Below are 22,225 nucleotides of genomic sequence, written 5' to 3' on the forward strand. Positions count from 1 at the left end.
GCGAAATATTCCATTCAAGATATACAAAAAGGGATGAGACATGACGCAGACATCCGTTGAAATGCTACCAACCAATCTGAACGTTCTTTCCGTTGCGTCAGAAATGTATCCGTTAATAAAAACTGGTGGTTTAGGGGATGTTGTCGGCTCTTTACCCGGTGCTTTACGTTCATATGGAATAAAAACGCATACATTATTGCCTGGCTATCCTTCCGTAATGGATGCTTTGGAAGAACGACAAATTGTGAAACAATTTGATAATGTATTAGGATATTCTGTTACTATTTGGGAAGGCATGACAAAGAATCGTGCATTATTTGTAGCTGATGTGCCCGCTTTATATAATCGAGTGGGAAACCCTTATGGCAGCCCAACAGGCCAGGACTGGCCGGATAATGGCATACGTTATGCGGTTCTGGCACGTATTGGCGCATTTATTGCGCAAGGATATCTGGAACATTGGCGGCCTGCAGTCGTGCAAACTCACGATTGGCATTCCGCATTAGTTGCAGCTTATCTGCATTATGATGCCGTAGAAGCTCCGCCTGTTGCACATGTTATTCATAATTTGGCGTTTCAGGGCATTTTCCCTCGTAATAAACTTGAAGAATTCGGGTTGCCACCGCATGCATTTGCCTTGGAAGGTTTGGAGTATCATGGGCAGATAAGTTTTTTGAAGGGAGCACTATTTTTTGCAAATCGCTTAACAGCGGTATCTCCTACATACGCAGAAGAGATTCAAACACCAGAACATGGTATGGGTCTTGATGGTTTGCTTCGTACCCGGTCGGCTGCGTTGAATGGCATTCTCAATGGCCTAGATCTTTCGGAGTGGGATCCTATGACAGATCCTGCCGTAACGTTTCCATATGCAGTTGGGGACATCATTGGGCGCCGTGCAAATAAAAGAGTATTACAAGCTGAATTTGGATTGCCGCAAACGGCAGAAACCTTTCTTTTAGGGCTTGTTAGCCGTTTAACCACACAAAAAGGTGTGGATATTCTGGCCGAAATTGTACCGCGTCTGTTTGAATGGAATATACAACTTATTATTGTAGGTGTGGGAGATCGGGAAATTATGCGATCTCTTGCGGAATTGCAAAGTCGTTACCCACATCAATTAGCATGTCATTTGCATTATAGCGAAAATCTTGGCCATAAATTGCATTCTGCTGTTGATGCTTCTCTTATCCCATCCAGGTTTGAGCCGTGCGGTCTCACCCAACTACATGCGCTGCGTTATGGATCTGTGCCGATTGCAGCGCGTGTTGGCGGATTATCAGATACCATTGTGGATGCAAATTCAGCAGCTATAGCGGAAGGTGTTGCGAACGGTGTTTTATTCGCTCCAACCAATAGTGAAACACTTTTGGTAGCTATTAGGCGAGCATATGCCTTGTTTCAGCAAAAATCTGTTTGGGCACGTTTGCAGCGTAATGGTGCATTGCATGATGTCTCGTGGGAAGGGAAAGCGGCAGAATATGCCCAATTATTTAGAGATTTAGCTGGTCACTCCCCATTACATCATAATACTTACGCCGAAATTGCGCCTCGCCGAGGCGATATTTTACAGCGCTCGTTCCGGGCTCTGCGCAGAATACAGCCAGCCCGTATGCCGCTTGGTGGGCAAAAGAGTGAAAGCCTGAAGAGCACAGGAACATATGCTTGATTAAGCAGAACAGAATTATTTTGCAGTAATAAAAAAACGGTGTGTATTGCGATGCCTGCGCGCTCTGTATCTAAAAATCGTAAAACGGCAGATTTGGCGCTTCAAAAGCACATAGAAGAGCTTGTTGTCGGAAACTGCTCTAATCCTTTTGCTGTATTGGGGCGGCATCCTGATGGGCGAGGGGATATTGTGCGCGTATTTTTCCCGGATGCTTTTGAGGTTCGGGTCATTATTACCTCATCGGACGGCTCTATCGTTGAGCGACAAATGCAGCGTATTCATCCTCATGGCGTTTATAGTGTGACGATTCCCAAACGTAGCCAAAGTTATTTTGTAAGGGTGAAGTGGGCGGATAGTTGGCAAGATGTTGTTGATCCTTACAGTTTTGGTAAATTATTAGGAGATTTAGACCTACATTTGTTTTCAGAGGGACGCCATCACTCTCCTGATGACATTATGGGGGCACATTGTATCGAGATTAATGGTGTAAAAGGTGTGCGCTTTACGGTTTGGGCACCTAATGCCAGTAGGGTTTCTGTTATTGGAGATTTCAACATTTGGGATGGTAGACGCCACCCTATGCGGTTACGCCATGGAGCAGGAGTATGGGAGTTGTTTGTTCCAGGCCTTATGGCAGGTGAACGCTATAAATATGAAATTCTTTCTTCTAAAGGCAAGGTTTTACCAGCAAAGGCAGATCCTTATGCGCGTTTTACGGAAAAGCCTCCAGCTACAGCGTCGCGCGTTGCAGCCCCACAGAATTATGAATGGCATGATACGGAATGGATGGAGCAAAGGCATAAACGGCATAAAGTGAATGCCCCGCTCTCTATTTATGAAATTCATGCACCCTCTTGGAGACTGCCAGAAACTGGCCAAGGGTTTATATCTTGGAGCAGTTTGGCTGATGTACTTATTCCCTATATTCAGGAATTGGGATTTACGCATATAGAGTTACTTCCAATTACAGAGTATCCTTTTTCTGGATCCTGGGGATATCAGCCTGTCAGTATGTATGCGCCAACAGCTCGGCATGGCGAGCCTTTTGAGTTTGCTGCATTTGTGGATCGGTGCCACCAGGCTGGTATCGGGGTAATTATGGATTGGGTGCCGGCTCATTTTCCTTCTGATCCGCATGGACTTGCCTGTTTTGACGGTACACATCTTTACGAACACGCTGATCCACAGGAGGGATTTCATCAGGACTGGCACACACTTATCTATAATTTTGGCCGGAACGAGGTGAGGGGCTTTTTACTGGGAAGTGCCTTGTACTGGCTGAAGCACTTTCATATTGATGGTCTGCGGGTCGATGCCGTTGCGTCCATGTTGTATCGTGATTACAGCCGTAAGGATGGGGAATGGAAGCCTAATATTTATGGTGGACGTGAAAACCTTGAGGCTGTCTCGTTTTTTCACGAATTTTCTGCTCTTATCCGAGATACGCATGATGACGTTATGCTGATAGCTGAAGAGTCTACTGCGTGGCCGGGCGTAACCATGTCTGCTGAGGCAGGCGGATTAGGGTTCCGTTTTAAATGGAATATGGGCTGGCTGCATGACACTTTGCGTTATATGCAGCGAGATCCGCTCTGGCGTGGTTATCATGCGCATGATCTGACGTTTGGCATGATTTATGCCTATTCCGAACGGTTTATTTTACCTCTTTCTCATGATGAAGTTGTGCACGGCAAAGGTTCTCTTTTGTCGCGCATGCCGGGGGATGCTTGGCAGAAGCATGCAAACCTACGGTGCCTTTATGGGCTTATGTGGGCGTATTCTGGAAAACAGCTGCTTTTTATGGGAGGAGAGTTGGCCCAATGGGAGGAATGGAACCATGATGGCCAAATAGCCTGGCACAGGCTGGTAGAGGCATCTGGAAAGGGGATGCATGATACAGTTGCCACTCTCAATCGCCTTTATCGTGCTTATCCGGCTTTATATGCAGATGATTATAGCCCTCAGGGTTTTCAATGGGTGATTGCAGACGATACGCAAAATTGTGTTTTTGCATGGTTGCGTTATGCGCCAGATGCAGCACCAGTGTTGGTTGTCTGTAATATGACCCCTGTGCCTCGCCATAATTATAGGGTGGGAGTGCCGCATGGTGGGTATTGGCACGAAATCCTTAATACTGATGCTGCATGTTTTGGTGGCTCTAATGTTGGCAACGCTGGGGGCCTGTATGCGCAGGATGTGTCTGCGCATGGAATGTGTTGTTCTCTAGAGGCAACGCTCCCACCACTTTCTGTTTTATATTTTAGTCCGGTTGCTATCTAGGCACGTTATGCTTGCTTGAAAGGTTCCTGACCATGCGCACGTTTCTTTTTAGAAAAAGTTTTGGTGCGGAACTGTTGGAAAAAGGACAAACCTTTTTCACTCTTTGGGCACCTTCAAGTGAAAATGTCTTTGTCCGTATCGAAGGTATGCAAGATCAAAAAATGCATTCTGATGGCCTTGGGCATTTCAGCCTTATGGTTCCTTGTGGTGCAGGGGCTCGTTATCGTTTTTGTATTTCTGGTGGTCTGTGCGTGCCGGACCCCGCAAGCCGTAGTCAGCCAGATGGCGTGCTTGGTGCAAGTGAAGTTATAGATCCAGAACATTATCAATGGCAGTGCCCAGAATGGCGGGGTAGGCCGTGGCATGAAGCTGTTATTTATGAACTGCATGCAGGTTTGCTAGGTGGCTATGGCAGCATATGCCAACAGCTAGATGAATTGGCAGCGCTTGGCATTACAGTTATTGAACTTATGCCGATAAATAGCTTTGGGGGGACTAGAAACTGGGGATATGATGGTGTTTTACCGTATGCTCCAGCAGTTTCTTATGGTCGGCCAGATGAATTGAAGCATCTGATTGATGCAGCCCATATGCGTGGAATTATGGTTATCCTTGATGTTGTTTACAATCATTTTGGACCTGAGGGAAATTTTTTACCTGAATATGCTGATGATTTTTTCGATCACGATCAGCACTCTACATGGGGTGTAGGTATTCATTTTAGCAAACCTGAAGTGAGAGATTATTTTATAGAAAATGTAATATACTGGATTATGGAATATCGGTTCGATGGTGTACGGATTGATGCAGCATCTGCCATTTCTGACCATACATGGTTTGAAGCTTTGCAGAAACGGGTCCAGACCACGATTGAACCTGGCCGGCATGTGCATTTGATCCTTGAAAACGAAAATAATGATGCAGGTCTGCTAAGAAATGGTTTTACAGCTCAATGGAATGATGACGGCCATAATGCCTTGCATGTTCTTCTGACTGGAGAACATGAAGGATATTACAAAATGTTTTCTAAAAACCCAACGCAGGATTTAGCGCGTGTTTTAGCAGAAGGTTTTGTTTATCAAGGGCAATTCAATCCTTATTCTGGCAAAAGGCGGGGAATGCCTAGCGGGGATCTGCCGGCAACAAAGTTTATTTTATTTTTGCAAAATCATGATCAAACAGGCAATCGCGCATTTGGGGAGAGATTGTTAGCGCTGGCAAATCCAAAAGCTGTGAAGGCAGCGTATGCTTTGCTCCTTTTAAGCCCAATGATTCCCATGATTTTTATGGGAGAAGAGTGGGGGTGTATCACACCGTTTTATTTTTTCTGTGATTTCCATGGTGAATTGGCTGAGCAGATCAAAGAAGGGCGACAAAACGAGTTTTCCCAATTTTCTGCTTTTCGAAACGAGGAAGACCGTAAACGTATTCCAGATCCGAATGCATTAAGCACTTTTGAAGCGTCTAGACCTGATAGAAGTTTGCGGGATACAGATTGGGGAAAGGAATGGTTGGCCGTTACACATCACTTACTCGAACTACGTAAAAAATGGATTATTCCTTATCGGCATTATGTGCAGAGTGCAGGAGTAAAAATACTAGGAGTGGGTGCTATTTGTGCTCATTGGTATTTGAGAGATAAAAAATTACTTACTATTTTCATAAACATTTCTGATAAAAATTATGAAATTACTGAGCCACATGGTGTTTTGTTCGCTATTCCAGATACAAGAGAAGCAGGAACATTGCCGGCATTCAGTTTTGTGGCCAGTATGGAGAGCAGGTCATGAACAAATCATTACGTGCAACTTATCGCCTGCAATTTCATAAATATTATACTTTGTATGATGCCGTACAACTTGTGCCGTATCTTGAAAACCTTGGCATTAGCCATATTTATGCATCCCCACTATTGGCCGCGGTGCCAGGTTCAATGCACGGATATGATACAATTAGTTGGGATTATATAGATCCAGAAAAAGGTGGAGAAGCTGGGCTACAAGTTTTGGTAGATGCACTACGTGCCCATAATATGGGCCTTATTCTTGATATTGTACCCAACCATATGTCCACACACTATCTTAACGTATGGTGGCAGGATGTTTTGAAATATGGATCTAGTAGTAAATATGCAGATTTTTTTGATATCGATTGGGATGCATCTCAGGCAGATGAGGCGCATCATATTATCCTTCCATTTCTTGAGAAACCTTTAAGTGATATTATTAAAGAAAAGAAAATTCGTCTTTCATATATGGATGAAGAAAGATCTTTTGTCTTTGTTTATGAAGACAGAATTTTTCCAGTAGCCTTAGAAAGTATGAAATGGGTAGAAGGTTTTGCTGAGTATAAGAATGAAGAGAGTCTTACCTCTGTTTCAAGAAAACATTTGATAGATTTTTTTTCTTCTGAAACGTCAGAAGGAAGGCAAAACCTTTCGATGTTACTTCAAAAGCAACATTACCGATTGGTTTGGTGGCGTAATGCTGGTGATTTAGTGAATTGGCGTCGTTTTTTTGATGTAACATCGCTTATTGCACTGCGTATGGAACAGTCATACGTTTTCACTTATACTCATGCATATTTATTTGATTTATATCAACGAGGTTTGGTTGATGGGTTTCGAATTGATCATATAGATGGTTTGTTACAACCAGAGGAATACTGCCGGAATTTAAGAAAAAAACTGGAACAATTAAAACAAAAAAGACCAGAGCCTTTACGTAATGATCCTATCATTTTTGTAGAAAAAATTTTAGCTGATAAGGAATCTCTGCCAAAAAAATGGCAGGTTTCTGGCACCACAGGGTATGATTTTCTTGAGCAAATTTCTCTTCTTTTACATTCTCCAAAAGGAGAGAAAAAGTTAGATTTCGTATGGGAACAATGTAGGAGCTTCCCCTATAATAAAGTGCAGGATTTAGCGCGGAATGAAAAACTGAATTCTTCATTTTATAAAATGTTTCATGATTTGATATTATCTTTTGTAAAATTTTTTCCGTTAGAGCAGAATATAACAACGCATTCTATAGAAACTGTGCTGCGCACTATTCTACTGTCATTTCCTATATATCGTATTTATTTTTCAGGAAATACTATAAGCAAACAGAGCCTTCCATACTTACGAAAGGCCTGTAATGAAGCACGTAAAGAGTTACCTTCTTATCATCTTCCATTATTGAATAAGATTGAGCAGATTTTAAGCCAGACAATTTATCAAACATTGAATAGAAAAGCCCCTGAAAATTTATTTGTTAATCTCACAGCTCCTTTAGCGGCAAAGGCCGGGGAAGATACCGCATTCTATCGTTATGCACGTTTACTATCTCGGAACGAGGTTGGGGCAGATCCAGCCCATTTTTCAAAAAATATAGAAGCATTTCATCACGCCAATATGTCACGTTTTACATCATATCCAGAGGCATTGCTTTGTACGGCGACGCATGACCATAAACGAGGAGAGGATGGCAGGGCTCGCCTTATGGTTTTAAGTGAGCCTGAGGTGAAATGGCCTGAAACTGTCATGCGCTGGTTTGAAGAAAATCCATATATTTCTAAAGCAGATCAACTTTTTATATATCAAACCCTTATTGCTGCCTGGCCATTAAATAATGAAGATTTTTCTAATTTTTCTCAAAGACTTCAATCTTATTTAACCAAAGCTTTGAGAGAAGCTGGCTTATGCACTAGTTGGGATAATCCCGATTTGGTATATGAAAAAACATGCCAAAATTTCATGGTGCAGCTTTTATATACATCATTTGTCAAAGATCTTGCTACATTCATAAATAATATTTCTCCTGCTGCAGCTATTAATAGTCTTACCCAAGTTATTTTACGTTATACGGTTCCTGGCGTTCCTGACCTGTATCAAGGGCGTGAGGAATGGGATTTTAGTCTTGTAGATCCCGATAATAGAAGGTCTGTGAATTATCTAAAATTACAAAAAAGTTTAGGGAAAGAAGAAAATCTTTCAGCGTTAGCAATCAGTTGGCGTGATGGGAGAATTAAACAAGAAATAATCCGAAAACTTTTGATATTGAGAAAAAAATATCCACAATTATTTATAAACGGTTTGTATAAAGAAGTCTTGGTGGAAGGTGATTTGTCAGATCATGTTGTAGTATTTCAGAGAGTTACTAAAGATATAAAAATAATTGTTATTACTTCACGGTTTAATTTTTCACTTAAAATTAATGAGAGTTTACAAAGCTGTCATGAAGGATGGAAAAACACCAAGATTTTTTTATATGATGATTGGAAAAGTGCAGAATGGAAAAGTATTTTATGGAATAAATCCTGTAAAAATAAAGACTTTGATAATCTTGGCTATTTTTATGGTGCGTTGCCGTTTGATGTTCTTATTGCGCATCATGTTACATGATCTGGTGTGTAAAGCAGGATGCGGATTAAAGGTTAAAGGGCAGATTGGGAACATATACGCCAGACCACACGTTGTTTGATCTCTATCTGAATGACGAAGAGGAAAAAGCTGTGGCGACAATACTCATAACTGGTGCAGGCACAGGTTTTGGTCACGAAGTTGCACTTCGGTTGGCCGCCAAAGGTTTTAACGTAATTGCTGGCGTGGAAATTGCAGCACAAGTTCATTCTTTGTCTGAAGAGGCAAAAAAACGTGGTGTCAACTTATGTGTTGAGAAACTGGATGTGACGTGTGAGGGGGACCGTTTGAAGGCAGCTAAATGGGATGTTGATATTTTGCTGAATAATGCAGGTATTTCTGAAGGGGGTGCAATTGCAGATATTCCAGCAGAAAATTTGCGCCGTCAGTATGAAGTCAACGTCATCGGTCCAGTTATACTTACGCAGTTGTTACTGAAGAAAATGGTAAAGAACAAGAAAGGCCGGATTGTTTTTATGTCATCTGTAGCTGGTTTGACGACAGATCCGTTTTCCGGCGCATATTCCTCTTCCAAACATGCTATTGAGGCAATTGCATCTGCTCTAAGTCAGGAAGTCAAGGAGTTTGGTATCGAAGTTGCCACGGTAAACCCAGGACCATTTCTTACTGGCTTTAATGACCGTATGTTCGATAGTTGGCAAAGTTGGGTCGATGATCCTACACAACGTCTATTCGACTATGAAAATATTGCATTTCCGCATGAACAGTATGATCCCGAACCTGTTTTTGAAACGACAATTGGCGTTCTGACAGGGGAAATTGATAATTATCGCAATGTTGAACCCAAGGAAATCATCAGTCAGCAGAAAGAACTTCTGGATGCTGTATGGAAACAGAAAGTGACTGATGGACTTGGGAAACGGTCCGACCTGGTGCAAAAGGCTTACGATATCAGGCCGGGAACTCCAGCCTGATGCAGCCTTCGGAAAGCAGGTTGGCAATAGGTGCTGGCGTATGAAGTTTAATCTGACAGCATATGTTCAATCTGTGCAGCAATATGGAAAAGGTTACGATCTTCTGCATGGCGGCCCATAACCATCAGTCCTACGGGAGCCTCACCCGCACGATGGCATGGAAGACTGATAGCACAAAGATCAAGAAAATTGGCTATAGTGGTGTTGCGCAGTAAAAGCAGATTAGTTGCGATGTAATGGGCATTATCATTCATATCGCTGATTTTGGGCGCGATAATAGGCACAGTTGGTAAAATAACAGCGTCATAATGGTTCATAATATCGGCTGCCTGCCGGATCAGTCTGGCTCTGCTTTGCTGCAAAGAAATATAATCTACGGCGTTTTGCTCATAACCTCTTAGAATGCGCTGCAATACAAAAGGATCATAAAGGCTACGGTGCGTTTTTAGCAAAGATTGATGCCATGTGAGAGATTCCGCTGCGGGAAAACCTCCCTTACTGTTGGCCTTAGGAATTTCCTTAAGGGGAGGGCATGTAAATGTTTCCAGTACAACGCCGTTACCGGAGAGTTTGCGCAAACTCTCCTCCCATGTCTGGGCTACTGTTTTGTCCATATCTTCCATAACGGAAGTGCCAAGAATACCTAAGCGGAGCGTGTTCCCCTCCCGTCCGGTTGGGGCATCTTGTATGCGGAGTGTTCCTGTTGCCATAAGGCTATCTGCAGCCCAGCAGCACTTTACGGTACGACCAATGCTGCCAATGGAATCTAACGTGAAAGAAAGGGGCACAGTGCCTTGGGTAGAGATACGGCGTGCTGTAGGCTTGAAACCAACAAGGCCAGTAAGTGCCGCAGGGATACGGCAGGACCCCCCTGTATCACTGCCAATACCGACAAGAGCCATGTTGTCCGAGACTGAAATGGCGGCTCCAGAAGAAGAACCGCCGGGAATGCGTTTTTCATTTCTGTGCCACGGATTGGCTGGGGTGCCAAAGTGAGGGTTTATGCCAATGCCGGAAAAAGCAAATTCGGTCATGGTTGTTCTGCCAACACTAATTAGCCCGGCCTGCTTAAGCCGCTGAATAGCTGGCGCATCCATACTGGCTGGTGGCATATCTGCTAGCACCATGGAGCCAGCTTTGGTGGTGGAACCAGCTTCATCAAAAAGATCTTTAACGGAGACAGGAAGCCCGGCTAAAGGAGATGGGGCTTGTCCCTTTGATCGTAATCTATCCATGTCATCGGCTTGCTGGCGCACAGCCTTGGCGTGCACAGATATGAAGGTACGCGCGCCTTCTCCATGTGGGTCTGCAATGTTGGCTAAAGCGTTTTCTACTAATTGCCGGGCCGTTGTACGGCCATCCGCAAGTGCCTGTGCAGCATCTAGCATGGATGGGAATAGAAGGGACATGAGGGGCAGTTCCGTGTTTATTGGCTGTTGATCCATGACAAGAATGGGTGGGAGTGTATCATGGTTGGCTTACAGCCACAGCAAAAGACAGGTCACGCCAGTTTTATGTGAAGGTATGTCCCGAATTATTGATTGTGTTAAACTTTTAATTATTGGCATCCATAATTTGTGTGCCCGGCCAATTTTGAGACATCACCATGCTTTTTGCCAATTCAATAAGAATATTTCTAACGGCAACACCAGCTTCTGTTTCAGGAATACTTTCTGGTACGCATAGAGAAACATCTTCCTGAATGATGGGGCTGCGGAGTTCATGCACGCGGGATTTGCCCGGAACAATAATCTTGCTGGCAACAGACCAAGGCAGGATAGTAAAACCAATACCAGCAGCAACGGCGTCCTGAAGTGTCAGAAGAGCTTCAACTTCTGCAACAATATGTGGCTCTATCTGCTTGCGTGCAAAAGCAGTGTTGATACGTTTGCGCACAAAATTGTAGTCTGGAGGAAGCAATAGGGGCACTTCAGTGAGTTCTGAAAGTTTGACAGGTGCTGATCCCCTTTCTGCAAAAGGGGAGTTTTCTGGCGCAACCAAGAAAAAATTTTCTTTCATCAAGGGTGTAAAATTCACACCTTTGATTGGCCCAGCGCCGTGGATAATGGCCATATCTAACCGACCGGTCATGACCATTTCGCTGTAAATATCATCAAAGCTTTCGGTTAAATGAAGGATGATACCAGGCAGTTTGGCACGCACTTCTTTCAGAAGAGCCAAAGACAAAGTGGAACCAGAGGAATACGGCGAAAGACCAACAGATACTTTGCCAACTAAAGGCCCACCACCATTGCTGACTTCTGTCATGGCCCGATCAAGCTGTTTGATCATGGTTTGAGCGTGACGGTAAAGTTCCAACCCTGCAGCTGTAGGAGTGACCCCCATTTTACTGCGGATAAGCAACTTTTGTTTAAATGCGGTTTCAAGAGAGGCTAACTGTTGGCTGAGGGCTGGCTGCGCAATGTTCAGAATATCAGCAGCACGGGAAATGCTTCCGATATCAATAATTTTTACGAATGCCTGTAGTCGCCTGATGTCCAATTTGAGTCATCTCCATGCGCTGCATTTCAAATTATTGTTACCGAAAATATGCTATCAGTCAATAAGCATTCGAAACGAATATTTTGATGGAACTTCCATTCATGATTGAGTATTTATTTTAATAAACCTATGAAACGACATTATTTTTAATAAAGTTATAAATAAAATAAGAAAACACAAAATATTTGTTGTGTATTCCATTTATATACTTTCCATAATATTCTTGTATGGGGGTAGAAGATTTTCAAAGCTATCTCTTAAGGGTGGGTTTGGCGTACATTCATTGGATATTGATAATTGACTGAATATTCTCACGCGCCTGCGCAAGAATATCTTCGGAGTATGTGTGTAATGCCGGGTTTTGCCGATCGACTTAACGGAATTGCCATTTCTGCTTCAGCCGCAATGACGGATAAAGCAACAGCATTGAAAGCAGAGGGCATTCGGGTCATCAGCCTTTCATCGGGAGAGCCGGATTTTCCTACGCCTCCACATGTTGTTGAAGCTGCGGTTGAAGCCGCACGTGCGGGTGATACAAAGTATCCGCCACAATCAGGCAAGCCCGCACTTAAAAAAGCGGTGCAGACCAAATTCTTGCGCGAAAACAATCTGGATTATGCGCTGGATGAAATTCTGATTGCCAATGGCGGCAAGCAAATCATTTTTGATGCCATTATGGCAACCTGTAACACGGGTGATGAAGTTGTTCTGCCAACACCTTTCTGGATTAGCTATGCTGATCAGGCACGCCTTGCCGGGGCAAGCGTGGTGCAGGTGCCGTGCAAAGCAGAAAATGGTTTCCGCCTCCACGCAGCAGATTTGGATGCTGCGATTACCGAACGCACCAAATGGGTTATTCTCAATTTCCCTAATAATCCATCTGGCGCATGCTGCCCCCGCGCAGATATGGAAGCTATTGCAGCCGTACTACTGAAGCACCCTCATGTTTGGATCATGACGGATGATATCTACGAACACCTTGTGTATGATGGTTTTGAATTCTGCACGATTGCCCAGGTTGAGCCACGGCTAAAAGATCGTGTTCTTACTGTTAACGGTGTTTCTAAAGCCTATGCCATGACAGGCTGGCGTGTAGGATATTGTGGCGGCCCCAAAAATCTGGTTGCCGCTATGAATAACATGCAAGGGCAGTCAACAAGCGGTATCAACACAATAGCACAGGCCGCAGCCGTAGCCGCACTGGAAGGGCCTCAGGACTTTCTCAAAGATCGTGCGCAAGAATATCAGGCACGGCGTGATCTTGTAGTTGATCTGCTGAACGCCATTCCAAATGTGTATTGCCACAAGCCACAAGGTGCCTTTTACGTATATGCAGATATTGGCGCATGTATGAACAAGGTTTCTGCTGGTGGTAAAACTATTGCCATGGACACAGATTTTGTCATGGGGCTACTTGAAGAACAGCAGGTCGCAACAGTACAGGGAACAGCTTACGGGATGAGCCCGTTTTTCCGTATTTCCTACGCAACAGATGTAGAAACATTGCGCGAAGGTTGTGAGCGTATTGCAAAGTTTGTTGAAGGCTTGAAGTAAGAGATTTTTGCCTGCAAGGCTTGTGAGATAACCCCATTTCTTAACGAGATGGGGTTATTTTTTGTTTTCTCACTGGGGTTTTAGAAAAGAATAAAAATTAAGAAGACTGAAGCGTTAGAATAGGCTGACCGTATCCAATTAACTCACCTTCTTTAGCGAGAACGTCTGCAACTATACCATTACTGGATGCTGTAACTGGTATGGTAACGTCTTCTATCTCCAATATGGCAACAACAGCACCTGTGCAAACAGAGCTTCCAACAGGTGCTAATGCTTCCTTTGTTGCAGGATTGTGCAGTAACAAATGACCAAAATAGGGAGCTGTAACAGTTACATCTGTTTCCGCTTGTATGCTGAGTGATGATGGTTCCAAAGCATTGTGTTGCTCAGAACCATCCGTAGGTATTTCAGCCGTTTCAACACAAATACGGAAATGCATGCCCTGTGTATTAGAAAGCTCCAGAGAACTCAGGCCTGCTGCATGTAGCCATTGGCTAATCTGCACAACTTCGTCTGAATTAGGCAGGCTTTCAAATGTCGGCAGAGACAGAGGCTTTGTCATCAGGATTTTCCCTTTTTTCCAACCAGTGTTCTAAATGGTGGATATCAACCCCACCTTTCAGAAAATCCCGGTCACACAGTAATGCCTGATGGAGCGGAATATTGGTTGCTATTGTTTCAACCTGCATTTCAGAGAGGGCAACCTTTAGGCGTTGAATGGCCTCTTCTCGTGTTGCTCCGCGCGCAATAATCTTGGCAATCAAGGAATCATAATATGGCTGCACCACACTGCCCGCAACAATATGCGTATCTATACGAATACCAGCCCCACCGGGCAGATCCCACTGGCTGATCTGGCCGGGGGAAGGTGCAAAGGTAAAGGGGTCTTCAGCATTAATTCGGCACTCAATGGCATGACCACATGTCTGAACAGCGTTTTGTGCCATCATGAGCGGCTTGCCTTGCGCAATTTCAATTTGCGCACACACAATATCAATGCCTGTGGTTTCTTCTGTAATAGGGTGCTCAACCTGTAGGCGCGTATTCATTTCAATAAATGCAAAGATACCATCTTCATACAGGAACTCGAACGTGCCCGCGCCGCGATACCCGATATTACGGCAAGCCTGCGCACAGCGTGCACCAATTTCTGCAATAAGTTCAGATGGAATACCCGGAGGAGGCGCTTCTTCCAGCACTTTCTGATGACGACGCTGTAAGGAACAATCGCGCGCTCCCAGCCATAAGGCGGTGCCATGCGTATCGCATAGAACCTGAATTTCAATATGTCTGGGTTTTTGCATAAACCGTTCAAGGTACAGTGTTGGGTTGCCAAATGCCTGCTGTGCTTCCTTGCGCGTAAGAGCAACAGCTTTGACAAGTTCATCAGCAGACCAGACAACCCGCATGCCGCGGCCACCACCACCACCAGAGGCCTTCACAATAACCGGAAAGCCCACAGAATTGGCAAGGTCCAGAATGGCGTTTTCGTCTTCTGGTAATGGGCCATCAGATCCGGGCACGCAGGGTACGCCAGAGGCTTGCATGGTCTGTTTTGCCGTAATTTTATCCCCCATCAGGCGGATAGAATCAGGCGTAGGGCCAATAAAGGTTATCCCTGCTTTTTCAACGGCTTCTGAAAAATCAGCATTTTCTGAGAGAAACCCATAGCCAGGATGAATGGCAGTGGCTCCAGTCACTTTTGCAGCTAGAATAATGCTAGCGGCGTCCAGATAACTGCGTGCGGCAGAAGCCGGGCCAATGCATAATGCAATATCGGCTTCCAGAACATGGCGGCTTTGAGCATCAGCTTCCGAATAAACGGCAACAGTTTCTAGCCCAAGCTGCCGGCAGGCACGTTGAATGCGGAGTGCAATTTCGCCCCGGTTGGCAATCAGAACGCGCCCAAAGCGCTGCGGCGCGCTCATGATAGACGTATCAGAGGCTGATGCGCCTCAACTTCACTGCCATCAGGTACTAAAATGGCTTCAACACGTCCGGCAATCTCGGTTTTGATGGGTGTAAAAACTTTCATGGCTTCAATCAGACCTACTTGCTGTCCGGCATGAAGAGTGTCTCCCACAGCCACAAAAGGCGGTGCATCCGGTGCAGGAGAAAGGTGTAGTGTTCCATACATGGGGGCAGTTACCAGTAATTCTTTGGGAGGGCTGGCTTCTGCTTTTTCTATAGGGGGCAAAGATGTTGTGGGGGCAACTAGTGGAGCTGCCGGAAGGGAAGAAGCAGGAGGCATTGAAGCCTGTACCTGCTTTGCCCGTGTGATTTTAACAGTTTGGCCGCAATCCGAAATCTCAAGCTCACGGAGCGGAGCACGGCCAAACAGGTCTATCAGCGCTTTAAGAGCTTGAGTATCCATGGTTATCAGCTATCAGGCTTTGGTAGGTTTCTTTGCGAAGTTCAGGCCACCCACAACCTGCATGGTTGGCAGCACTTCCATAAAGCTGACATTCATGCGCTGCGGTGCTGTAATGGCAAAAGCAATGGAGTTAGCTAAATCTTCTGGCAGCAGTGAATCATATTCATCAAAGAAGCGGCGCTGTGCTTCTTCCATATTCCCAATCAGGCGACCAAACACTTCTGTTTGTACACGAGCCGGAGAAACTTCTGTAACGCGAATATTCTTGCCGAACAGATCACATCGGAGCTGTTGAGAGAGAGAATGCACGCCAGCCTTGGTGGCATGATAAACCGTGTTGCCACCAGCAAAGGCATAATGCCCAGCAATGGAGGTGATGTTCACAATATGGCCGCGGTCACGTGCAATCATTCCGGGAAGGGCAAGGCGGGTGAGTTGCAGAACAGCGCGCAGATTGATGTCCACCAGGCCATCAATGTCTTCTTCTGTGGTGTTGGTAATGTTGCCTGTGCGGGACTGGCCAGCATTGTTGATAAGAATATCAATTTCATGGTCTTGGAAAATAGCAGCCATGGCATCAAGATCGGCAACACTTGCAGCGTGCACAATGCAGCCCGTTTCTTCTGCCAGCTTGTCCAGACGCGCCTTGTCACGCGCAACAGCATGCACTTCCAGCCCCAGTTCTCGCAGGCGGCGTACGGTTGCTGCGCCAATGCCAGATGAGGCGCCGGTAACAAGTGCTGTACGGTAGGGCTGATTTGTCATGGCATAAGTTCCCGATAAAATATGGATTAATCTGCTTATGATAAAAACAGAATTCACCAAGTCATTTCACTTTAGAGACGAAATAATGCATTGACCAAGATGAGTTCGATCTTGCGTCATAAGATTATCCAATGCGTCCAAGTTGTGAATTGGTCATAAGATTATTGTATATCACCACACAAAGATAATGTTAGCCGGGCTTTGCTCTCTCCCTTTATCGTTACGAATACAATACGTAACGCCGCAAAACAGGATGTCTTTGGTGGTAGCTTTCTTATTTCAGTGCTCGTGTTGTTTATCTTCCAAGCACATTTGGGGTGATAAGGCCGCACATTCATGACAGATACTATCTCTATGCTGGAAAACACTCCATTTGGGCATTCAGCGGATACGCCAACAATTAGTATGATCGGCACGCGGGCTATGCTGTTTGAAGCCCCCGGTGCATTCACTCTGGCTTGTCAGCGGCGTATCTGGGCGTTGATGGATGCCTGTGCAGATCGGGCAGATATTGAAGAAGTTATGCCGGGTGTAACCAACCTGATGCTGATTTTTTCAGTTCCGCCAGAAGACCCGGAAGCTGTGGCAGGCTGGTTGCGCAAGGCATGGGCAACATTGCCAGAAAAACATATCAAAGGTCGCTTGTTTGAAGTGGGCGTGCGCTATGGTGGGGAATTGGGGAGTGACCTGCCACGTGTGGCAGAGCATTGCGGTATGTCTGCGCAGGATGTGATTACCCTACATCAGGCACCCCTTTATACAGTATGTGCCTTGGGCAGCGTGCCTGGCTTTGGCTATCTGCATGGGTTAGACCCACGCCTTGCCACACCGCGCAAGTCTGTGCCTTCTTTAAAAATGCTTGCTGGTACCGTCACTATTGGCGGGCCACAAGCAGGTATATCAGCCCTGACAGGGCCGAATGGTTGGAATTCCATAGGCTTTACAGACCTTGTGATGTTTGATCCGGAGCGTGATCCGCCAGCGTTATTTGCTGTGGGGGATCAGATCCGCTTTTATGCCGAAAGTATTGAAGTGTGATTACAGTTCTTGAAACAGGTGTGCTCAACAGTGTGCAGGATGTAGGGCGGTTTGGGTATCGTCATCTGGGTGTTAGTACTGCTGGGGCAATGGATCCGCTGGCTTTGCGCTGCGGCAATGCACTGTTGGAAAATGCGCCCAATGCCGCCTGTATTGAGGTGCAGACATTTCCATTCAAGGTTCGTTTCGACAAAGCAGTTAGTTTTGTTGTCACAGGTGGGGAAGGTGCTCTCACACTTGGCGAAAGAAAAATCCTGCCTTGGTTTGTTGTGTCTGCCCAAGACGGAGATGTTTTAACAATTGATCATCCTACCGTTGGTGCACGGATCTATCTTTGCGTATGTGGTGGCATTGATGTGCCGGAGGTTCTTGGGTCCCGTAGCACGCAATTGCGAGGTGGATTTGGTGGCTATCATGGCCGCCCCTTGGAACAGGGGGATCATCTTGCAGGTGCCGGAGGGTGTGTGCCTGATGGTTTTGGGGCGCTTCCACCATTGCAGGCATTGAAAGCAACCTGTGAAAAGGAAAAAACCGTAACATTACGGGTTATTCCGGCAACGGATTATCTTTTGTTTGCTGAAGACTCTCGCAAGCATTTTTGGGATGCATCATGGCAGATCACAGCGCAAAGTAACCGTTTGGGGTACCGCCTAAAAGGTGGCGCGCTGAAGCTGCAGCACCCTGTGGAATTACGTTCTTACGGCGTCATTCCGGGTCTTATTCAAGTTCCTCCTGCTGGGGAGCCTATTGTGCAGATGGCAGATGCCAATACTGCTGGTGGTTACCCACGTATTGCAACAGTAATTGATGCTGATTTGTGGCGGCTCGCGCAGGCACGTATCGGAAGTTACATTCAGTTCCAGCAATGCGATCAAGCAGAAGGCTTGCAGGCCATGCGAGAAGTTGATGACTATCTGAATAATATTCAAGATATTGCGGCACTTTACAAAAAATCGCTCATCAGAAGGGATGCCGGAAATGCCGGTAAAAAATCATGAAGATTGATTTGAACGCTGATATTGGCGAAGGCTTTGGCCGGTGGACTGTTGCGAATGATGATGCGTTGATGAAGGTGATTTCATCTGCAAACATCGCGTGCGGTTTTCACGCAGGTGATCATCTGATTATGGATCGCGTGGTAAAAGCAGCCAAGGAACAAGGAGTGAGCATTGGGGCGCATCCCGGTTTGCCAGATCGCATGGGGTTTGGTCGGCGCAATATGGTGGTCAGCCCAGAAGAAATGGAAGCGATGCTGGCTTATCAGATTGGCGCACTGAAAGGGATTGCTGCAAGGCATGATATGCGTGTGGGCCATGTAAGTTACCATGCTGCTTTTGGGAATATGGCCAACGCTGACCAGGATTTAGCAGATCGCTTAGCCCGTGTGATTGCAAAAATTGATCCTGAACTGGTTATGCTGGCTATGGAGGGGCATCCCATCGATCTTGCTGCCAGAAAAGCAGGATTACGCGTGCGATATCTTTTTCTGGCAGATCGGGCCTATCAGTCCATCGGAGCTCTGGTTCCACGTGGGCAGGAAGGGGCGGTGATTCATGATCTGGATAAAGTTAAAGACCGTGTAAAGAACTTCTTGGAAACAGGAAGTGTAACGACAATTGATGGTAAAATATTACCTATAAAATCACGTTCCATACTTGTGCATAGTGATACGGCGGGTTCCGATAAATTAGCAGAGGCCATTGCAACTCAGGTTCATGCCATGGGTGGAAGAATTGCTGCGGCGGATACGGAGTAAGCTGCCATTATCTGGCAGATAACAGTGGAAAATACGGTAAGAGCCCTTTTGGAAATTCGCTATGATAGGTTTTCAAGAGGTTTTGAGCGTGATTCAAAGGCAGGATGTGGACGCCAGCACAACGAGGCCGCATGGCCGGAATTACACGCAAGACGAAACGCTATCCGTCTGATCTGACAGATGAGGAATGGGAGCGCATAGCGCCTCTGATGCCCCCTGCGAACCGGCGTGGTCGGAAACGGACAACCGATTTCCGTGAGATCATCAATGCTCTGCGCTATCTCGTGCGCTCAGGCTGCGGTTGGGAGATGCTTCCGGTTCATTTTGGCCCATGGCAAACGGTTTACTGGTGGTTCCGCAGGCTGATGCGCCGTTTCCTGTTCCAGACCATTCATGATGTCTGTCTGATGCTCGATCGTGAAGCGGCAGGACGCGAAACCAGTCCATCGGGTGGTGTCATTGATAGCCAGAGTATCAAGGCACCCCACGCAAAGACACGTGGTTATGACGCAGGCAAGAAGATCGTCGGTCGGAAACGTCACATCGCAGTTGATACGGATGGCCGCCTTCTCCTGGTTCAGCTGACAACAGCCGATATTTCGGACAGTGCAGGAGGGCAGATGATCCTTGATGCCATTCGTAAACGCTGGCCTTGGGTGAAGCACCTGTTTGCCGATGGAGCCTATGACCGCCTCCAGTTGATGGATAAGGCCACTTTTCTCGACTTCACAGTCGAGATCATCCGGCGGTCAGAGACAGCAAAAGGGTTTGAAATCCTGCCGCGTCGGTGGGTTGTGGAACGGACCTTCGGTTGGATGATCCGCTGGCGTCGCCTTGTGAAGGACTACGAACAGCGGATCGACGTCGCAGAGGCCATGATCCACATCGCCATGGGAAGCCTCATGCTACGCCGAAACGCTCATCCGTGAATTTCCAAAAGGGCACTAAGCCCGAAACATAATGATCTGTTAAATTGTTCTGGTTGATTTTATACTCTAACATTTGCAACAAGGGTGAAGGGGAGGACCCCATTCCATCATATTGCTCACGCATGACGGACAGTTTGTCTGGGATAACAACCTCAATAAAACGAGCGCCAATGCCAGAACAAAAATCTCGGCGTTCTTTAAAAAGATTTATCCATTTTTCGGCACTTTCTTCCACTTCTTTTGAACCATATTCATGATCATATATGCTCAAAACATTATTGGAGCCGCGGGTTAGGAATAGATGCCCATTTGTGCCAACTTCACATTGTAGATCAGGAGATACTGTTCCTACTTTTATATAAAATGGGGAAATGTTTTTCTGAATATCATCATGCTGAGGCAAAGGAATTTTATTATTGTTTAAAGATGAAATGGAAGCAAGTTCTGCATAATATATATTGTCATCAATAGATTTTTTCTCATTAAAGATATACATTTCAAGTTCATGAGCATCCATCTGTTGAAAATCTTTCAATAGATGGGAGAAGACCTTAAATTTTATAGATTTTATAACGTCACTTCTAATTTCTATCTCAGTTTTTTCTGAATCTTTTTTGTAAAATACTTTTATAGCCCCAGAAAGTACATCATAATAAGAAAAAGGTTCTGTTGTTTCTATAGTAAAGGCACAGGCACCCAGACCGGCTGATTCTAGATCATTTCTGGCAAGGTTGTTTTCACCAAGGCCGATAATATGGCCCATTTTTTCAATCTCTATTTCTACCTGGTTTCCATCATCATAGATCCATCCTGAAACCATGTTAGGTTCTGCAAACCAATCAATTGTACTTTGTGCCATTTAAAGATTCCAATATGTATCAACGATGAAGAGTATTTTTATTTTGTGTTTAAAAGAAAATAAAGATAAAAAATCAGCGGTTTTCTTAAAAGCAGAGAGTTGTTGTTTTCTCTTGATATTGAGCTTTGAGGCGTTTGATGAAATAGGCAAAGGCATAATTTATAACGTCTTGGGGTTTGATTAGGCTTAGTGCCCTTTTGGAAATTCACGGATGAGCGTTTCGGCGTAGCATGAGGCTTCCCATGGCGATGTGGATCATGGCCTCTGCGACGTCGATCCGCTGTTCGTAGTCCTTCACAAGGCGACGCCAGCGGATCATCCAACCGAAGGTCCGTTCCACAACCCACCGACGCGGCAGGATTTCAAACCCTTTTGCTGTCTCTGACCGCCGGATGATCTCGACTGTGAAGTCGAGAAAAGTGGCCTTATCCATCAACTGGAGGCGGTCATAGGCTCCATCGGCAAACAGGTGCTTCACCCAAGGCCAGCGTTTACGAATGGCATCAAGGATCATCTGCCCTCCTGCACTGTCCGAAATATCGGCTGTTGTCAGCTGAACCAGGAGAAGGCGGCCATCCGTATCAACTGCGATGTGACGTTTCCGACCGACGATCTTCTTGCCTGCGTCATAACCACGTGTCTTTGCGTGGGGTGCCTTGATACTCTGGCTATCAATGACACCACCCGATGGACTGGTTTCGCGTCCTGCCGCTTCACGATCGAGCATCAGACAGACATCATGAATGGTCTGGAACAGGAAACGGCGCATCAGCCTGCGGAACCACCAGTAAACCGTTTGCCATGGGCCAAAATGAACCGGAAGCATCTCCCAACCGCAGCCTGAGCGCACGAGATAGCGCAGAGCATTGATGATCTCACGGAAATCGGTTGTCCGTTTCCGACCACGCCGGTTCGCAGGGGGCATCAGAGGCGCTATGCGCTCCCATTCCTCATCTGTCAGATCAGACGGATAGCGTTTCGTCTTGCGTGTAATTCCGGCCATGCGGCCTCGTTGTGCTGGCGTCCACATCCTGCCTTTGAATCACGCTCAAAACCTCTTGAAAACCTATCATAGCGAATTTCCAAAAGGGCTCTAAGAAAAAGGATATGATTTTGCGCAAAAAAGGACAGAAAAAAGAGGATATGTTTCTGTCCGGAGCAG

General features: G+C 45.7%; 18 protein-coding genes. 10 read left to right on the plus strand and 8 right to left on the minus strand.

Annotation, left to right across the window (positions count from 1 at the left end; all coding sequences use genetic code 11):
- Nucleotides 1-40 precede the first annotated feature (40 nt).
- The 5 genes from glgA (at nt 41) to QQM41_RS08800 (ending at nt 9,286) form a co-directional block, all read left to right on the plus strand.
- Nucleotides 41-1,669: a glycogen synthase GlgA gene (gene glgA / locus QQM41_RS08780; RefSeq protein ID WP_339076891.1), complete on the plus strand. Its 1,629-nt coding sequence runs from the start codon at nt 41-43 to the stop codon at nt 1,667-1,669.
- A gap of 51 nt (nt 1,670-1,720) precedes the next feature.
- Complete coding sequence (gene glgB, locus QQM41_RS08785) at nt 1,721-3,949, plus strand: 1,4-alpha-glucan branching protein GlgB (RefSeq protein ID WP_339076892.1); 2,229 nt, start codon at nt 1,721-1,723, stop codon at nt 3,947-3,949.
- Between the two features lie 32 nt (nt 3,950-3,981).
- Nucleotides 3,982-5,739 (plus strand): malto-oligosyltrehalose trehalohydrolase, encoded by a 1,758-nt coding sequence (gene treZ, locus QQM41_RS08790; protein WP_339076893.1) that lies wholly within the window; start codon nt 3,982-3,984, stop codon nt 5,737-5,739.
- The gene (treY, locus tag QQM41_RS08795; RefSeq protein ID WP_339076894.1) at nt 5,736-8,333 is read left to right on the plus strand and encodes a malto-oligosyltrehalose synthase; all 2,598 of its coding nucleotides are present in this window, start codon (nt 5,736-5,738) and stop codon (nt 8,331-8,333) included. The genes treZ and treY overlap by 4 nt, the downstream gene beginning before the upstream one ends.
- A 71-nt stretch (nt 8,334-8,404) precedes the next feature.
- Nucleotides 8,405-9,286, plus strand: coding sequence for an SDR family oxidoreductase (locus QQM41_RS08800; RefSeq protein ID WP_339076895.1), 882 nt, complete (start codon nt 8,405-8,407; stop codon nt 9,284-9,286).
- A gap of 47 nt (nt 9,287-9,333) precedes the next feature.
- Here the strand turns inward: QQM41_RS08800 and QQM41_RS08805 are convergent, their stop codons facing one another.
- Together QQM41_RS08805 and nac are read right to left on the minus strand one after the other, a co-directional pair.
- Entirely contained in the window at nt 9,334-10,695 is a 1,362-nt protein-coding gene (locus QQM41_RS08805; RefSeq protein WP_339076896.1) for an amidase, read from the minus strand.
- A 145-nt stretch (nt 10,696-10,840) separates the two neighbouring features.
- On the minus strand, nt 10,841-11,788 hold the full coding sequence (nac, locus tag QQM41_RS08810; RefSeq protein ID WP_339076897.1) for a nitrogen assimilation transcriptional regulator NAC: 948 nt from the start codon (nt 11,786-11,788) through the stop codon (nt 10,841-10,843).
- Between the two features lie 351 nt (nt 11,789-12,139).
- Between nac and QQM41_RS08815 the strand changes: the two genes are divergently transcribed.
- On the plus strand, nt 12,140-13,342 hold the full coding sequence (locus QQM41_RS08815) for a pyridoxal phosphate-dependent aminotransferase (RefSeq protein ID WP_339076898.1): 1,203 nt from the start codon (nt 12,140-12,142) through the stop codon (nt 13,340-13,342).
- Nucleotides 13,343-13,439: 97 nt separating this feature from the next.
- Here the strand turns inward: QQM41_RS08815 and QQM41_RS08820 are convergent, their stop codons facing one another.
- Genes QQM41_RS08820 through QQM41_RS08835 form a run of 4 tightly spaced genes read right to left on the minus strand, consistent with a single transcriptional unit; the run spans nt 13,440 to nt 16,481 of the window.
- Complete coding sequence (locus QQM41_RS08820; protein ID WP_339078095.1) at nt 13,440-13,847, minus strand: biotin/lipoyl-containing protein; 408 nt, start codon at nt 13,845-13,847, stop codon at nt 13,440-13,442.
- Nucleotides 13,848-13,872: 25 nt separating this feature from the next.
- Nucleotides 13,873-15,270, minus strand: a complete 1,398-nt coding sequence (gene accC / locus QQM41_RS08825; protein WP_339076899.1) for an acetyl-CoA carboxylase biotin carboxylase subunit — start codon at nt 15,268-15,270, stop codon at nt 13,873-13,875.
- Nucleotides 15,267-15,716 carry a biotin/lipoyl-containing protein gene (locus QQM41_RS08830; RefSeq protein WP_339076900.1) on the minus strand — a complete coding sequence of 150 codons (450 nt, stop codon included), beginning with the start codon at nt 15,714-15,716 and terminating at the stop codon, nt 15,267-15,269. Before QQM41_RS08830 ends, accC begins: the two co-directional genes overlap by 4 nt.
- Before the next feature lie 12 nt (nt 15,717-15,728).
- Entirely contained in the window at nt 15,729-16,481 is a 753-nt protein-coding gene (locus QQM41_RS08835; RefSeq protein ID WP_050818406.1) for an SDR family oxidoreductase, read from the minus strand.
- A 336-nt stretch (nt 16,482-16,817) separates the two neighbouring features.
- Between QQM41_RS08835 and pxpB the strand changes: the two genes are divergently transcribed.
- The 4 genes from pxpB (at nt 16,818) to QQM41_RS08855 (ending at nt 20,204) form a co-directional block, all read left to right on the plus strand.
- Nucleotides 16,818-17,519, plus strand: coding sequence for a 5-oxoprolinase subunit PxpB (gene pxpB, locus QQM41_RS08840; RefSeq protein ID WP_339076901.1), 702 nt, complete (start codon nt 16,818-16,820; stop codon nt 17,517-17,519).
- A complete protein-coding gene (locus QQM41_RS08845) occupies nt 17,516-18,517 on the plus strand; it encodes a biotin-dependent carboxyltransferase family protein (protein WP_339076902.1) in 1,002 nt (333 codons plus the stop codon). The genes pxpB and QQM41_RS08845 overlap by 4 nt, the downstream gene beginning before the upstream one ends.
- Nucleotides 18,514-19,275 carry a 5-oxoprolinase subunit PxpA gene (locus QQM41_RS08850; protein WP_339076903.1) on the plus strand — a complete coding sequence of 254 codons (762 nt, stop codon included), beginning with the start codon at nt 18,514-18,516 and terminating at the stop codon, nt 19,273-19,275. Before QQM41_RS08845 ends, QQM41_RS08850 begins: the two co-directional genes overlap by 4 nt.
- A 104-nt stretch (nt 19,276-19,379) precedes the next feature.
- Nucleotides 19,380-20,204, plus strand: a complete 825-nt coding sequence (locus QQM41_RS08855) for an IS5-like element IS12528 family transposase (RefSeq protein WP_011251455.1) — start codon at nt 19,380-19,382, stop codon at nt 20,202-20,204.
- Here QQM41_RS08855 and QQM41_RS08860 read toward each other — a convergent pair.
- Together QQM41_RS08860 and QQM41_RS08865 are read right to left on the minus strand one after the other, a co-directional pair.
- On the minus strand, nt 20,176-21,063 hold the full coding sequence (locus tag QQM41_RS08860) for a hypothetical protein (RefSeq protein ID WP_339076904.1): 888 nt from the start codon (nt 21,061-21,063) through the stop codon (nt 20,176-20,178). The genes QQM41_RS08855 and QQM41_RS08860 overlap by 29 nt on opposite strands.
- A gap of 205 nt (nt 21,064-21,268) precedes the next feature.
- On the minus strand, nt 21,269-22,093 hold the full coding sequence (locus tag QQM41_RS08865; protein ID WP_011251455.1) for an IS5-like element IS12528 family transposase: 825 nt from the start codon (nt 22,091-22,093) through the stop codon (nt 21,269-21,271).
- Between the last annotated feature and the right edge of the window lie 132 nt (nt 22,094-22,225).

This window comes from Acetobacter sp. AC2005 (assembly GCF_037901235.1).
In the GTDB taxonomy this organism is placed as follows: Bacteria; Pseudomonadota; Alphaproteobacteria; order Acetobacterales; family Acetobacteraceae; genus Acetobacter; species Acetobacter oryzoeni.